At 71.8% G+C, this 15,302-nt stretch carries 12 protein-coding genes; 10 read left to right on the plus strand and 2 right to left on the minus strand.

All coding sequences use genetic code 11. The annotated features are described in order from the left end of the window. Window positions 1-149 precede the first annotated feature (149 nt). From ACWDAK_RS02185 to ACWDAK_RS02195, 3 genes are all read left to right on the plus strand, one after another. Window positions 150-758 carry a cell division protein SepF gene (locus tag ACWDAK_RS02185; protein WP_427393188.1) on the plus strand — a complete coding sequence of 203 codons (609 nt, stop codon included), beginning with the start codon at window positions 150-152 and terminating at the stop codon, window positions 756-758. 79 nt (window positions 759-837) lie between these two features. Continuing rightward, window positions 838-1,128, plus strand: coding sequence for a YggT family protein (locus ACWDAK_RS02190; protein ID WP_427393187.1), 291 nt, complete (start codon window positions 838-840; stop codon window positions 1,126-1,128). Window positions 1,129-1,177: 49 nt separating this feature from the next. Beyond that, a complete protein-coding gene (locus ACWDAK_RS02195) occupies window positions 1,178-2,536 on the plus strand; it encodes a DivIVA domain-containing protein (protein WP_344634072.1) in 1,359 nt (452 codons plus the stop codon). A 399-nt stretch (window positions 2,537-2,935) separates the two neighbouring features. Here ACWDAK_RS02195 and ileS read toward each other — a convergent pair whose 3' ends face one another. Continuing rightward, window positions 2,936-6,136: an isoleucine--tRNA ligase gene (gene ileS / locus ACWDAK_RS02200; protein ID WP_344634071.1), complete on the minus strand. Its 3,201-nt coding sequence runs from the start codon at window positions 6,134-6,136 to the stop codon at window positions 2,936-2,938. A gap of 666 nt (window positions 6,137-6,802) precedes the next feature. Between ileS and ACWDAK_RS02205 the strand changes: the two genes are divergently transcribed. The 4 genes from ACWDAK_RS02205 to ACWDAK_RS02220 all read left to right on the plus strand — a co-directional run bounded on the left by ACWDAK_RS02205 (window position 6,803) and on the right by ACWDAK_RS02220 (window position 9,546). Further along, window positions 6,803-7,309 carry a TraR/DksA family transcriptional regulator gene (locus ACWDAK_RS02205; RefSeq protein ID WP_344634070.1) on the plus strand — a complete coding sequence of 169 codons (507 nt, stop codon included), beginning with the start codon at window positions 6,803-6,805 and terminating at the stop codon, window positions 7,307-7,309. Between the two features lie 147 nt (window positions 7,310-7,456). Beyond that, window positions 7,457-8,074, plus strand: coding sequence for a signal peptidase II (gene lspA, locus ACWDAK_RS02210; RefSeq protein WP_425557507.1), 618 nt, complete (start codon window positions 7,457-7,459; stop codon window positions 8,072-8,074). A gap of 76 nt (window positions 8,075-8,150) precedes the next feature. Next, the gene (locus tag ACWDAK_RS02215) at window positions 8,151-9,089 is read left to right on the plus strand and encodes an RluA family pseudouridine synthase (protein WP_344634068.1); all 939 of its coding nucleotides are present in this window, start codon (window positions 8,151-8,153) and stop codon (window positions 9,087-9,089) included. A 1-nt stretch (window position 9,090) separates the two neighbouring features. Beyond that, window positions 9,091-9,546, plus strand: coding sequence for a GNAT family N-acetyltransferase (locus ACWDAK_RS02220; RefSeq protein WP_344634067.1), 456 nt, complete (start codon window positions 9,091-9,093; stop codon window positions 9,544-9,546). A gap of 37 nt (window positions 9,547-9,583) precedes the next feature. Here ACWDAK_RS02220 and ACWDAK_RS02225 read toward each other — a convergent pair whose 3' ends face one another. After that, window positions 9,584-10,603 carry a mechanosensitive ion channel family protein gene (locus tag ACWDAK_RS02225; protein WP_344634066.1) on the minus strand — a complete coding sequence of 340 codons (1,020 nt, stop codon included), beginning with the start codon at window positions 10,601-10,603 and terminating at the stop codon, window positions 9,584-9,586. 272 nt (window positions 10,604-10,875) lie between these two features. On the opposite strand from ACWDAK_RS02225, the gene ACWDAK_RS02230 reads away from it, so the two are divergent. The 3 genes from ACWDAK_RS02230 to ACWDAK_RS02240 all read left to right on the plus strand — a co-directional run bounded on the left by ACWDAK_RS02230 (window position 10,876) and on the right by ACWDAK_RS02240 (window position 15,210). Then, window positions 10,876-13,653: an alpha/beta fold hydrolase gene (locus ACWDAK_RS02230; protein ID WP_427393186.1), complete on the plus strand. Its 2,778-nt coding sequence runs from the start codon at window positions 10,876-10,878 to the stop codon at window positions 13,651-13,653. Continuing rightward, entirely contained in the window at window positions 13,650-14,522 is an 873-nt protein-coding gene (locus ACWDAK_RS02235) for an ABC transporter permease (RefSeq protein WP_344634064.1), read from the plus strand. Before ACWDAK_RS02230 ends, ACWDAK_RS02235 begins: the two co-directional genes overlap by 4 nt. A 64-nt stretch (window positions 14,523-14,586) precedes the next feature. Then, the gene (locus ACWDAK_RS02240; protein ID WP_344634063.1) at window positions 14,587-15,210 is read left to right on the plus strand and encodes a dienelactone hydrolase family protein; all 624 of its coding nucleotides are present in this window, start codon (window positions 14,587-14,589) and stop codon (window positions 15,208-15,210) included. The last annotated feature ends 92 nt before the right edge of the window (window positions 15,211-15,302 follow it).

A 15,302-nucleotide genomic window follows, 5' to 3' on the forward strand; every position in this document is an offset into this window, starting at 1 on the left:
ACCGTGGATCGCATCCCCCGCAGCCGCCCCATCACACCATTGACGGGTCGTCACCGATATGACGTTACGTCGGCGGCCGGCGGGAAACCAACAGGTCAGGACTCGGGCCGGCAGGTGACGATCCACCACAGAGCGGAGGAGACAGGAGCATGGCCGGCGCAATGCGCAAAATGGCGGTCTACCTCGGCCTCGTGGAGGACGAGACGTATGACGGCCAGGGGTACGACCCCGACGACGACTACGACGCGGACCCCGAGCCGATCAGGGCGGACCGGACCGAGGATCTGCAACGGCCGGCCTCGGTGCCCACCCCGGCGCCCGTCGCGCACATCGCGCCGCAGCCGGTCCCGGCTGGCGCCGTGCCGATCCGGCAGGAGGCCCCGAGGATGGCTCCCGTGTCGTCCATCACACCCGAACGCCGCCACAACCTGGAGAAGAGCGCCCCGGTGATCATGCCCAAGGTCGTCAACGAGCGAGAGCCGTACCGCATCACCACACTCCACCCGCGAACCTACAACGAGGCCCGCACAATCGGCGAGCAGTTCCGCGGGGGCACCCCGGTGATCATGAATCTGACCGAGATGGACGACACCGACGCCAAGCGGCTCGTAGACTTCGCGGCTGGACTCGTCTTCGGTCTTCACGGCAGTATCGAGCGAGTGACGCAGAAGGTGTTCCTGCTGTCTCCTGCTAACGTCGATGTAACGGCGGAGGACAAGGCTCGGATCGCCGAGGGTGGGTTCTTCAACCAGAGCTGACCCGACCACGACTTTATGTGTGGGTTCAACGACAGTGAGTGGTGACTGACGGCAGGTCAGTCGGGGAGAGGGAGACGCGATGGGGATCGTGTGGGAGGTGCTCTACTACGTGCTGACCGTCTTCCTGCTGTTCCTGCTGTTCCGGCTCGTCATGGACTGGGTCTTCCAGTTCGCCCGCTCGTGGCGGCCGGGGAAGGCCATGGTCGTGGTCCTCGAGGCCACGTACACTGTCACGGATCCGCCACTCAAGCTTCTTCGGCGATTCATCCCGCCGTTGCGTCTCGGGGGCGTGGCGCTCGACCTGTCCTTCTTCGTACTGATGATCATTGTGTTTGTCCTGAGATCGCTCGTGCTGACTCTGCCGTCTTGAGCGCTGCGACAGGATGCCGGTGTGCCGACGATCACGTTGAGGTGAAGAGATGCCATTGACCCCCGAGGACGTTCGGAACAAGCAGTTCACGACCGTCCGGCTGCGTGAAGGCTATGACGAGGACGAGGTCGATGCCTTCCTCGACGAGGTCGAAGCCGAACTGACCCGTCTGCTCCGCGAGAACGAGGACCTGCGGGCCAAGCTGGCCGCTGCGACTCGGGCCGCCGCGCAGAACCAGGCGAACATGCGCAAGGAGCCGCCGCCGCAGGACGCCCGGCCCGGTGCTCCCGTGCCCGCCGCCATATCCGGCCCGCCGGCGGTTCCTGGCCAGCAGAACGGCGGCCCGCAGATGGGCGGTCAGCCGATGGGCGGACAGCCCCAGCTGGGTGGCCCGCAGCAGCAGATGGGCAACCAGCCGCTCGGCCTGCCGTCCGGTGCCCCGCAGCTCCCGGCCGGCCAGGGTGCCCCCATGGGTCAGCAGCAGATGGGTCAGCAGCAGATGGGCCAGACCATGGGCGGCCAGCAGCAGCTGGTGCAGCCGATGGGCGGGCAGATGCTGCAGCCGCTGGGTGCCCCGATGGGGCAGCAGCCCCAGCTCGGCGGCCCGCAGCAGCAGATGGGCCAGACCATGGGCGGCCAGCAGCAGCTGGTGCAGCCGATGGGTGCTCCGATGGGGCAGCAGCCCCAGCTGGGCGGCCCGCTGGGCGGCCCGATGGGTCAGCAGCAGGGGCCCGGTGGCGACAGCGCCGCCCGTGTGCTCGCGCTTGCCCAGCAGACCGCCGACCAGGCGATCTCCGAGGCCCGTTCCGAGGCCAACAAGATCGTCGGTGAGGCGCGCAGCCGGGCCGAGGGTCTGGAGCGGGACGCCCGCGCCAAGGCCGACGCGCTGGAGCGGGACGCGCAGGAGAAGCACCGCGTGGCGATGGGCTCGCTGGAGTCCGCCCGCGCGACGCTGGAGCGCAAGGTCGAGGACCTGCGGGCCTTCGAGCGTGAGTACCGCACCCGCCTGAAGTCGTACCTGGAGACCCAGCTGCGTCAGCTGGAGTCGCAGGCCGACGACTCGCTGGCCCCGCCGCGGCTCCCGGCCACCGCCTCGCTGCCGCCGGCCGCGTCGTCGATGACCCCGGCTCCGGCACCGGCGATGAGCAGCTCCTCGCCGAGCTTCGGCAGCCAGCCGTCCTTCGGCGGTAACGGCCAGTCGTTCGGCGGCCAGAGCTCCTTCGGCGGCGGCAGTGGCAGCCAGCCCTCGTTCGGTGGGCAGGCCGGCGGTCCGACCGGCTCGGCGCAGATGGCGCCCGCCGGGATGACCCAGCCGATGGCGGCGGTCCGTCCGCAGCCGCCGCAGCCGATGCAGCAGGCTCCGGCCCCGATGCGCGGCTTCCTCATCGACGAGGACGGCGACAACTAAGAGCAGTACCCACTTCGAGGGCGCCCCCACTGTGACGACAGGTCACGGCGGGGGCGCCCTCGTGTGTCCGCCCGGGGCGCGAGTGGACAGCCGGGGGCGTGCGGAGCTGGGGCGAGCAACCAGACGTGGCTTGCGGCGGAGCCGTTCGACCGGCCGCACCACCCTAGGGGCACGGGGAGAGGGATGACTGGCGCGCAGCCAAGCCGCAGGCCCTGCCGCCTGGTTCTCACGCCCCTGAGCAGCGCGATTTCGGGCCTCCTGGGCACTTCGGTCGGGTGCACAGGCAGGCGCGCGCTTCCGTGCGCCTCCGGGGCCGTACGCCCGTGACGCAACCGGGAAAGCGGACGGCCGGTGGTCGCCGGACCCCGGGGGGCGGCGACCACCGGCCGTTCAGGAGAGTCAGGCCTTGCGGAGCTGGAAGGCGAGGCCGAGGTTCTCGTCGGAGAAGGTCTCGGACTCCCAGTCGGCGGCGCCGGCCGCGAAGTCGGTCGCGAGGACCTCCTCGGCGACGAGGTGGCCGTGCTCGGCGATGGCCTCGGCGGTCTCCTCGCTGGTCGCGCGCCAGCGGAGGACGATCCGGTCGGCGACGTCCAGTCCGGAGTTCTTCCGGGCCTCCTGGATCTGGCGGATGGCGTCGCGGGCGACGCCGAGCCGCTTGAGCTCCGGGGTGATGGCCAGGTCGAGGGCGACGGTGGCACCGGACTCGTTGGCGACGGCCCAACCCTCGCGCGGGGTCTCGGTGATGATGACCTCGTCGGGGGAGAGCTCGACCGGCTCGCCGTTCAGTTCGACGGTCGCACTGCCGCTGGCGCGCAGCGAGGCGGCGAGGGCGGCGGCGTCCGCGGCGGCGATGACCTTGGCCACGTCCTGGACGCCCTTGCCGAAGCGCTTGCCCAGCGCGCGGAAGTTCGCCTTGGCGGTGGTGTCCACCAGCGAGCCGCCGCCCGCCCCGGATGGGGAGGACGCAGAGAGCGACTCGAGCGCCGAGACGTTGAGCTCCTCGGCGATCTGCGCGCGCAGGTCCTCGGGGAGTTCCTCCCAGCCCTGGGCGGCGATCAGCGCGCGGGACAGCGGCTGACGGGTCTTCACACCCGACTCGGCGCGGGTGGCGCGGCCCAGCTCGACCAGGCGGCGGACCAGGGCCATGTGCCGGGAGAGGTCGGCGTCGATCAGAGACTCGTCGGCGACCGGCCACTCGGCCAGGTGCACCGAGACCGGGGCCTGGGGGTCGACCGGGGCGACCAGGTCCTGCCAGACCCGCTCGGTGATGAACGGGGTGAGCGGGGCCATCAGCCTGGTGACGGTCTCCAGCGCCTCGTGCAGGGTGGCGAGCGCGGCGGCGTCGCCCTGCCAGAAGCGGCGGCGTCCGCGCCGGACGTACCAGTTGGACAGGTCGTCGACGAAGCCGGAGAGCAGCTTGCCGGCCCGCTGGGTGTCGTACGACTCCAGCGCCGCGTCCACCTCGCGGACCAGGGTGTTCAGTTCGGAGAGCACCCAGCGGTCCAGCAGCGGACGCGCGGCCGGGGCCGGGTCACCTCCCGAGGGGGCCCAGCCGGAGGTGCGGGCGTACAGGGCCTGGAAGGCGACGGTGTTCCAGTAGGTGAGCAGCGTCTTGCGCACCACCTCCTGGATGGTGCCGTGGCCGACCCGGCGGGCCGACCAGGGCGAGCCGCCGGCCGCCATGAACCAGCGGACCGCGTCGGCGCCGTGCTGGTCCATCAGCGGGATCGGCTGCAGGATGTTGCCCAGGTGCTTGGACATCTTGCGGCCGTCCTCGGCGAGGATGTGGCCGAGGCAGACCACGTTCTCGTACGAGGACTTGTCGAAGACCAGGGTGCCGACCGCCATCAGCGTGTAGAACCAGCCGCGGGTCTGGTCGATCGCCTCGGAGATGAACTGGGCCGGGTAGCGGCTCTCGAACAGTTCCTTGTTCCGGTACGGGTAGCCGTACTGGGCGAAGGGCATCGAGCCCGAGTCGTACCAGGCGTCGATCACCTCGGGTACCCGGACCGCCGTGGCGGAGCACTGCGGGCAGCCGAAGGTGACGTCGTCGATGTACGGGCGGTGCGGGTCTAGGCCGCTCTGGTCGGTGCCGGTCAGCTCGGAGAGCTCGGCCAGCGAGCCGACGCAGGTGAGGTGGCCCTCCTCGCAGCGCCAGATCGGCAGCGGGGTGCCCCAGTAGCGGTTGCGGGAGAGCGCCCAGTCGATGTTGTTGTTCAGCCAGTCGCCGAAGCGGCCGTGCTTGACGTTCTCCGGGAACCAGTTGGTGTTCTCGTTCTCCCGGATCAGCGCGTCCTTGACCGCGGTGGTGCGGATGTACCAGGACGGCTGCGCGTAGTACAGCAGCGCGGTGTGGCAGCGCCAGCAGTGCGGGTAGCTGTGCTCGTACGGGAGGTGGCGGAAGAGCAGGCCGCGGTCGGCGAGGTCGGCGACCAGGGTCTCGTCGGCCTTCTTGAAGAAGACGCCGCCGACCAGCGGGACACCGGTGGCGAAGGTGCCGTCCGCCTCGACCGGGTTGACCACCGGCAGGCCGTACTTGCGGCAGGTCGCGAGGTCGTCCGCACCGAAGGCCGGGGCCTGGTGGACGATACCGGTGCCGTCCTCGGTGGTGACGTAGTCGGCGTTCAGGACGAAGTGCGCGCCCTCGATCTCGACCAGGTCGAACGGACGCCGGTAGGCCCAGCGCTCCATCTCCGCGCCGGTGAAGCGCTGGTCGGTGGCCTCCCAGCCCTCGCCGAGCGCCTTGCCGACCAGCTGCTCGGCGACGACCAGCTTCTCGTTGCCGTCGGTGGCCACCACGTAGGTGACCTCGGGGTGGACGGCGGCGGCGGTGTTGGAGACCAGGGTCCACGGGGTGGTGGTCCAGACCAGCAGCGCGGCCTGGCCGGCCAGCGGGCCGCTGGTCAGCGGGAAGCGGACGAAGACCGAGGGGTCGACCACGGTCTCGTAGCCCTGGGCCAGCTCGTGGTCGGACAGGCCGGTGCCGCAGCGCGGGCACCAGGGGGCGACCCGGTGGTCCTGGACCAGCAGGCCCTTGTCGAAGATCTGCTTGAGCGACCACCAGACCGACTGGATGTAGGAGGGGTCCATGGTCCGGTACGCCTCGTCGAGGTCGACCCAGTAGCCCATCCGCTCGGTGAGCTTGGTGAACTCGTCGGTGTGCCGGGTGACCGACTCGCGGCACTTGGCGTTGAACTCGGCGATGCCGTAGTGCTCGATGTCCTGCTTGCCGGAGAAGCCCAGCTCCTTCTCGACGGCCAGCTCGACCGGGAGGCCGTGGCAGTCCCAGCCGGCCTTGCGGGCGACGTGGTAACCCTTCATCGTCCGGTAGCGCGGGAAGACGTCCTTGAAGACGCGGGCCTCGATGTGGTGGGCGCCGGGCATGCCGTTCGCGGTCGGCGGGCCCTCGTAGAAGACCCACTCGGGGCGACCCTCGGACTGCTCCAGGCTGCGCTGGAAGACTTTGTTGTCGCGCCAGAAGCTGAGGATCTGGTGCTCGAGGGCGGGCAGGTCGACCTGGGCGGGGACGGGGTTGTAAGCGCGGGCCGCGCGGAGCGCGTCGTCAGCGGCGTCGTGGTGGGTGACGGGTTGGGAGCTCATCGCGGGCGTCTACCTCCGGCGGATGCTTGGACTGGATCCTCCGGAGGGACGAGACGGCGAGCCGTCCCGCGGTACCACCCTCCTTGACCGCGGTACTGCTCTGCTCGCGGCCCTCTTGTTTGGGTTCTGCTGCCGGTTCTACTTGGCCCGGAGGCCGTTCTTCCGGCGGCTCAGGGGTGATCTTCCCGTCGCGCACACCCCCGGGCTCGCACCATCCCCGGGTCGCTGGTGGCTGCTTACGTCGGTACTCGTCCCGTCAGCGCCTTGCAGGCCCAGTGTATCCGGCCTCACAAGTCGAATTTCCGGTAACTCGCCCGGGCGCCCGTGGCCCTGCGGACCGCCGCCCGCCCGCTCCGCCCGCCTGCTCCTGCCTCGTTCCGGGGGCTGCAGGCGGTGCGGTTAGCGGATGACGATCTGGGCACAACTTGGTCAGCAACTCGGTGGGGCGGCAGCGGCGGCTGCTCGGGTGGGTTGAAAACGAGGCATCGGTATGTCCCGTTGTGGCCGGATTCGTAGGGGATTATCGTTCCGGCACTGGAGGCCGCCGGGAACCGGCGGTTCGTTTCGTTCGTAGATGAGGTCGAAGCCATGGCTGACAAGGCAATCGGCGGTACCGCCACGAAGCGGGGACGCAAGGCCGTGGCGGGCGACTCAGGGGAGGGGACCGTGACCACTGCACGGCACAAGACCAGCACCACGACCGGCCACGCTGCCGCCACCAGCCGCAGCCACACCCCGGTGGGCACCGGCGCCCGGGGTGGCGCCGAGTCGGTGGACCCGGCGGAGCTGCCCGTCCGCCCCGGTGAGGACCCCTGGACATCGGCCGAGGTCGCCGAACTGCACGCTGAGCTGAACGACGAGCTGGAACGGCTGCGAGCGGAGATCGAGGCCGCCGAGGCCGCGATCACCGGCCTGATGCGCGACTCCAACGACGGCGCGGGGGACGACCAGGTCGACGCCGGTACCAAGAACATCAACCGGGAGAGTGAGCTCGCGCTCGCCAACAACGCCCGCGACAGCCTCGCCCAGGCCGAGCGCGCGCTGGCCCGCCTCGAAGGGGTCGGCTTCGGCGTGTGCGAGTCCTGCGGTCAGGCGGTGGGCAAGGCCAGACTGCAGGCCTTCCCGCGGGCCACCCTCTGCGTCAGCTGCAAGGCGAAGCAGGAGCGCAGGTAGCCGACGGGTGGGGTCCGCTCGGTCGGATCACTGTGTCGGACGGGTCGAAGTGGACCTGGGGGTCGGGCGTTGCCGTACGCTCGACCCCGTAACGTCGGCCCGATTTCCCCCAGCCTTCGGCCGGGGGTCCCCTAGGCAGCGGAGCGGATCATCAGCACGCCAGGTTCCCCCCAGACCCAGGACGACTCCGTCCCGACCGCGCCCGTGGAGGCCGCCGTGGACGGACCGGCCGGTGCCACCGCCGCCGGTGCGGCGCCGGGCACGGCCCGCCGCCGCCGGATCGGTGTGCTGCTGCTCATCGCGGTGCTCGCCTACCTGATCGACCTGGGCAGCAAGCTGCTCGTGGTGGCCCGGCTCGAAGGCCACCAGGCGATCCAGGTGATCGGTGACGTGGTCACCCTGCAGGTGATCCGCAACGGGGGCGCCGCCTTCGGCATGGGCCAGGCGATGACGATCGTCTTCACCATGATCGCAACTGCCGTGATCGTGGTGATCTGGCGGATCGCCCGCAGGCTCTACAGCCTGCCCTGGGCGATCGCACTCGGCCTGCTGCTCGGCGGCGCGCTCGGCAACCTCACCGACCGGCTGTTCCGGACTCCCGAGGTCTTCCGCGGCCACGTGGTGGACTTCATCTCGGTGCAGCACTTCGCGGTCTTCAACCTGGCCGACTCGGCCATCGTCTGCGGCGGCATCCTGGTGGTCCTGCTCTCCTTCCGGGGCAGCAACCCGGACGGCACCGTCCACCAGGCGGGCAAGGGGGAGTAGGGCCGGCCCGGTCCGCGGGGCGGGCCCGGCCCGCGGCCGGTCCTGGCGGGCTCCGTGTTCCGGCATACTCGTACGGGTGAGTACCGCAGCGCAGACCCGCAGCCTCCCCGTACCCGACGGCCTGGAGGGCGAGCGACTCGACGCCGCCCTCGCCCGGATGTTCGGCTTCTCCCGGACCAAGGCCGCCGAGCTGGCCGCCGAGGGCAAGGTCACGATCGACGGGGCGAGGGCAGGCAAGTCGGACCGGGTGATGGCCGGCAGCTGGCTGGAGGTCGAGATCCCCGCTCCCGCCGCGCCCGTGCAGATCGTCGCCGAGCCCGTCGAGGGCATGCGGATCGTCCACGACGACGACGACATCGTGCTGGTCGACAAGCCGGTCGGGGTGGCCGCGCACCCGAGCCCGGGCTGGAGCGGGCCCACCGTGATCGGTGGTCTGGCCGCCGCCGGGTACCGGATCTCCACCTCCGGTGCGGCCGAGCGGCAGGGAATCGTGCACCGGCTGGACGTCGGCACCTCCGGACTGATGGTGGTCGCCAAGTCCGAGCGCGCGTACACCGACCTCAAGCGGCAGTTCCACGACCGGATCACCGCGAAGCGCTACAACACCCTGGTCCAGGGCCACCCCGACCCGCTGAGCGGCACCGTGGACGCACCGATCGGCCGCCACCCCAGCTCGGACTGGAAGTGGGCGGTGACCAGGGACGGCAAGCCCTCGGTCACCCACTACGACCTGATCGAGGCCTACCGCGCGGCCTCGCTGCTGGACATCAAGCTGGAGACCGGCCGCACCCACCAGATCCGGGTGCACATGTCGGCGCTGCGCCACCCGTGCGTCGGTGACATCACGTACGGCGCCGACCCGACGCTGGCCAGGCGCCTCGGGCTGACCCGGCAGTGGCTGCACGCCGTCTCGCTCGGCTTCGAGCACCCGGCGGACGGGCAGTGGGTCGAATTCAGCAGCCCCTACCCGGCCGACCTGCAGAAGGCGCTCGACATCATCGCCTCGGAGAGCTGAGATGGCACGGATCGGGGTCGTCGCGTCCGAGGACGAGCTGGCGCTGGCCTACGACATCCGGCGCGAGGTCTTCGTCGAGGAGCAGAACGTACCCGCGGAACTGGAGTACGACGAGCTCGACGCGACCTCGGTGCACCTGCTGGCGCTCGCCGAGGACGGCTCGCCGCTCGGCACCGGCCGGCTGATCCACGGTGAGCAGGCGTTGGCGCTGACCGGCCGCCAGGGACGGGTGCTGCTCGGGCGACTCGCCGTGGTCAAGGCCGCCCGGGGGACGGGGCTGGGGGCCGAGCTGGTCCGCGCGATCGAGCGGGCGGGGCGGGAGAACGGCGGAGTGGAGCTCGAACTGCACGCCCAGGTGCAGGCGCTGGGGTTCTACGAGCGGCTCGGCTATGTCGCCGAGGGACCGGTGTACGACGACGCGGGGATACCGCACCGGACGATGACCCGGGTGCTCTGAGCGGCCTCCGGGGCGCTGCCCCGGGCGGGCGGAGGGCTCAGTCCTCGCCGGTGCGGACACGGGGGAGGGCGTACGGGTGCTCGTCGCGGAGGTAGGCGAACAGGTGCTCGCGCACATCGAAGCGGAGGGCAGCCGTGTCGTCCGGGGTGCGGGCGGTCATGGCGGCCCGCACCACCAGGGTGCTCGGGGTGGAGTCGGTGACCTGGAGGGACCACTCCATGCCGTCCCAGAGGGGTGAGTCCACCAGGAACCGGTGCAGGGCGGCGCGGAGTTGGCCGACCGGGGCGGTGTGGTCGACGTGGAGCAGCACCCAGGCGAGCATGCCGGGGTCCTTGCGGGTCCAGTTCTCGAACGGCCTGCTGACGAAGTACGAGACCGGGACGATCAGGCGGCGGTAGTCCCAGAGCCGTACCACCAGGTAGGAGAGGGTGATCTCCTCCACCGTGCCCTGCTGGCCGTCCACCAGGACGGTGTCGCCGATGCGCACGGTGTCGCCGAAGGCGATCTGCAGCCCGGCGAAGAAGTTGCCCAGGGCGCTCTGGGCGGCGATGCCGGCGACGATGCCCAGCAGCCCGGCCGAGGCCAGCAGGCTGGCGCCGACGGTGCGCATCGCCTGGAAGGTCAGCAGCATCACCGCCGCCGTGACCACCGCGATCACTGCGCAGACCACTCGGCGGAGCATGCTGATCTGGGTCCTGACCCGCTGGATCCTGGCCGCGTCGTCGGTGACGCTCTCGTAGCGGCCGAGCACCGCCTCCAGTGCCGCCGCCACGATTCTGACGGCCAGCCAGCCGAGGCAGGCGATCAGCAGCAGCAGGACGCCGTGGTGCAGGCTGCCGTCGCGTACGTCGAGGAGCCGCTCCAGCGGCCGTCCGGTCAGCAGCAGCCCGGCGGCGACCACCAGTTGGAGGGGGATCCGGCAGCGGCGCAGCAACGGCCAGACGGGCGCCTCCGGGTGGCGCGTGGCGACCCGTTGCAGCAGCTGGTCGACGATCCAGCCGACCGCCAGGGTGACGGCGAGGACAGCGAGCAGTGTGGCGAGCGGCCAGAGCAGCACGGGGCACCTCGACGAGGTCGGCACCGGGGGTCCCCAGCTGGGATTCCGGGGTGGTTCGCACCATATCCCGCCGGTTTCACGAGCCGGGTGATTGGCGTCGGGTGAGGGGAGCGGTCCTGCTCCCGGAGCGCGGGGAATGCCGGGTCGGCCCGGTCGGCGGCGGGTCGTACCGGGGAGGCGGGCAGGGTAGGAGCGCGGGGCGTGCCGGGTGGGCCGGATCCCTTCGGGGGCTTACGGATTCCCTACCGGAGAAACGGATAGGATCGGTACCCATGAGCTTCGGTGGGGCATGGCGCCGCTGGCGCCGCTGGCGCAGCGGGCCGACGGCCCGGAGGGTGCTGGCCGGCTCGGTGGCGCTGGTACTGCTGGCCGGGGCCGGTACGGCTGCGGTGGCGGCCGGGTCCGGCGAGGCCGCGGTGCACCAGGAGGATCATTTTCTCGATATGCCCGAGACGCCGGGCAGCGAGCAGACCGTCCGGCTGGACACCTCCTTCTTCACCACCGGCGGCAGCCCGCGCCCGGCCGTCCTGCTGGCCCACGGCTTCGGCGGCAGCAAGGACGGCGAGCGGGACCGCGCCCGGCAGCTGGCCCGTTCCGGGTACGCCGTACTGACCTGGTCGGCCCGCGGTTTCGGGGCCTCCGGAGGGAAGATCGGCCTGGACGCGCCGGACCGGGAGATCGAGGACGTCAGGCACCTGGTGGACTGGCTCGCCAAGCGGCCCGAGGTGCAGCTGGACTCCCCCGGCGACCCCAGGGTCGGGATCACCGGCGCCTCGTACGGTGGTGGCGCCGCGCTGCTGGCCGCCGCGTACGACCCCCGGATCGACGCCGTGGCCAGCGAGATCACCTGGTGGAACCTGGCCGACGCGCTCTTCCCGCAGGGGGTGCGGGGGAGCGGCGCTGCCGACGGGGTGTTCAAGAAGCTCTGGGCCGGGATCTTCTTCACCACCGGCTCGGCCGGCGATCTCGGCGGCCCCCAGGGCAAGCGGTCGGGGGGTGCGGCCGCCGGTCCGGTGGGCTGTGGCCGGTTCCTGGACTCGCTCTGCGCGATGTACGACCGGGTCGCCACCGCCGGCCACGCGGACGCCGACGCGATCGCCACCCTGGAGCGGTCCAGCCCGTCCTCGGTGGCCTCGCGGATCAAGGTGCCCACGCTGGTGGTGCAGGGGCAGCAGGACTCGCTCTTCCCGCTGGACCAGGGCGACGCCATCGCCCGGGCGGTCGCCGCGAACGGCGCACCGGTCGGGGTGGACTGGTTCGCCGGGGGACACGACGGCGGCACCGAGGGCAGCGTCCGGACGGACGCCCGGGTGACCGGCTGGTTCAACCACTATCTGAAGGGCGCCGGAAACGACACCGGCCCGGCCTTCCGGGTCACCCGCACCGGCGGGGTCGACTCCACCGGTTTCCAGGCGGTGCTGCGCGGCGCCGACGCCGACAGCTACCCCGGCCTGTCCGGCACCGGCTCGCGCGGCATCGAACTCACCGGCCGGCCCCAGGACGTCGCCAACCCACCCGGCGGCGCGCCGCCGAACATCTCCACCCTGCCGGGGATCGGTGCGCTCACCCAGTTCGCCTCCGTCGGCGGCGGCCTCTCGCTGGACTTCCCGGGCCAGTTCGCCGCCTTCGACTCCGCGCCGCTGGACACCAGCCTGCACCTGACCGGAGCGCCCAGGATCTCCGTCCACGTCCGGGCCGACCAGCCCGAAGCGGTGCTGTTCGCCAAGCTGTACGACGTCGCACCGGACGGTGGCAAGCAACTGCCCCAGCAACTGGTCGCCCCGCTGCGGGTGACCGGCGCGGACGCGCCCGGCGGACGCACCGTCGAGATCGCGCTGCCCGCCGTGGACCACGGCTTCGAGGTCGGGCACCGGCTCAGGCTGGTGCTCTCCTCCACCGACCTGGCGTACGCCTCGCCCGCCCAGCCGGCCACCTACCAGGTCTCGGTGGCGTCGCCGCTGACCGTTCCCACCGTGGCCGGACTGCGCACCGAGGCGGCCCCGCTGCCCGCGCGGACCTGGTTGCTGCCGCTGGGTGCCGTACTGCTCGCCGCGCTGCTGCTGTTCGGCCGCCGGCTGCGCCCGCACCGGGACCGGAAGGTGCTGCCCGACCCGGCGCTGGCCGAAGTCCCGCTGCAGATCAGCGGATTGAGCAAGCGCTACCACGGCGCGGCGGACCGGTACGCGGTGCGGGACCTGAGCTTCAGGGTGGAGCAGGGCCAGGTGCTCGGACTGCTCGGTCCGAACGGTGCCGGGAAGACCACCACGCTGCGGATGCTGATGGGCCTGATCCGGCCGGACGCCGGGGAGATCCGGGTCTTCGGGCACGCGGTGCGGCCCGGTGCGCCCGTGCTCTCCCGGGTGGGCTCCTTCGTGGAGGGCGCGGGCTTCCTGCCGCACCTCACCGGCCGGGCCAACCTGCACCTGTACTGGCGGGCCACCGGACGACCGGCCGAGGACGCGCACTTCGAGGAGGCCCTGGCGATCGCCGACCTGGGCGAGGCGCTGGACCGCGCGGTGCGCACCTACTCCCAGGGCATGCGCCAGCGGCTGGCCATCGCCCAGGCCATGCTCGGGCTGCCGGACCTGCTGATCCTGGACGAGCCCACCAACGGTCTCGACCCGCCGCAGATCCGCGAGATGCGCGAGGTGATGATCCGGTACGCCGCCGCCGGGCGCACCGTCATCGTCTCCAGCCACCTGCTCTCGGAGGTGGAGCAGAGCTGCACCCACCTGGTGGTGATGGACCGCGGCCGGCTGGTCAGCGCGGGCGCCGTCGGCGAGATCGTCGGCGAGGGCGAGCTGCTGCTGGTCGGCACTCCGGCCGACTTCCCGGCGAACGAGCTGGCGCTGGCCGCCGAGAAGGCGGCCGCGCTGGCCGGCATCGGCGCGGTCTCGGCGGTGGATCGGGGCCTGCTGGTCCGGCTGGACGGCATGACGGCCGGCCGCCTGGTGGCCGAGCTGGTCGCGCTGGACGTCCCCGTCGAACGGGTCGGGCCGCACCGGCGGCTGGAGGACGCGTTCCTGTCCCTGATCGGAGGCTCGGCGTGAGCACGTCGACGGCTGACCCCACGGCGACGGCCGACCACGCGGCGGGGTACCGGGCGGGCCGGACCCTGCCACTGCGGGTGGAGATCGTCCGCCAGCTGCGGCGACGGCGCACCCTGGTGATGACCGGGGTGCTGGCGGCGATGCCGCTGGTCATCCTGGCGGCGTTCCAGATCGGCGGCACGCCGGACCGGGTGAACCGGACCACCTTCATCGAGCTGGCCACCGCCTCCGGGCCGAACTTCGCCGCCACCATGCTCTTCATGGGCACCGGCTTCATGCTGGTCATCCCGGTCGCGCTGTACTGCGGGGACACCGTGGCCGCCGAGGCCAACTGGTCCTCGCTGCGCTACCTGTTGGCCGCGCCGGTGCCCAGGGCCAGGCTGCTGCTGCGCAAGTTCACGGTCGGGCTGCTCTTCTCGGCGGCCACCGTCGTGCTGCTGCCGCTGCTCGGACTGGCGGTGGGCACCGCCGCGTACGGCTGGGGCGACCTCAAGCTGCCGACCGGGGCCAGCCTGCCCGCGTCGGCCGTGCTGCCCCGGCTGGCGATCGCGGTGGCCTTCGTCATCCTCAGCGAACTGGTCGTCGCCGCACTGGCGTTCTGGCTGTCCACGGCGACGGACGCCCCGCTCGGCGCGGTCGGCGGGGCGGTGTTCTTCACGATCATCACCGGCGTGCTGGACGCGGTCACCGCGCTCGGGTCGTTGCGCGAGTGGCTGCCCGCACACTGGCAGTACTCCTGGGCGGACGCGCTGCAACCCCAGCTGGAGTGGGGCGGCATGCTCCAGGGCGTCTCACTCTCGGTCAGCTACGCGATCGTGCTGCTCGCGCTCGCCTTCCGCGGTTTCGCCCGCAAGGACGTGGTGTCCTGAGGCGGCCGGACCGGACCTGGCCGTCCGGCCCGGGGCGGGGTGATGGGTGATGATGGTCGGGACCATGGCGTCTGTACAGCGAAGGATCGAATCCGTGGCCCAGATCGTGCTCCTCCATTCCGCCTACGGACTGCGCCCGGCGGTGTCGGCCGCAGCCGAGCGACTGCGTGCGGCCGGGCACGCGGTGCACACGCCGGACCTGTACGAGGGGCAGGTCTTCGACGACATCGAGGCCGGGATGGCCCACCGGGACAAGGTCACCAACGACGAGCTGCTGCGGCGCGCCGTCCGGGCGGTCGCGCCGCTGCTGAGCTCGGGTGAGGGCGCCGAGCAGGGGCTGGTGTACGCCGGGTTCTCGCTCGGTGGGGCGCTGGCGCAGAACCTGGCGCTGGCGGACGAGCGGGCCCGGGGCCTGCTGCTCCTGCACGGCACCTCGGACATCCGGGAGGACACGCAGACCGGGATCCCGGTCCAGCTGCACGTCGCCGAGCCCGACCCGTTCGAGTCCGAGGACTGGCTGAACACCTGGTACCTGCTGATGTCGCGGGCCGGTGCCGACGTGGAGATCCACCGCTACCACGGCGCCGGGCACCTCTACACCGACCCCGAGCTGCCGGACTACGACGCCGAGGCGGCCGAGCGGACCTGGGCCGCCGCGCTGGACTTCCTGGCGGAACTGGACGGCTGACACCAGCGGGACCGGGGCCCGGCGGTGCGGCCGGGCCCCCTCCGGGTGATGCGTCCGGGAAGCAGGGTGAAGGACTAGACTCGGTCGCGCGG

The organism is Kitasatospora sp. NPDC001175 (assembly GCF_053598215.1).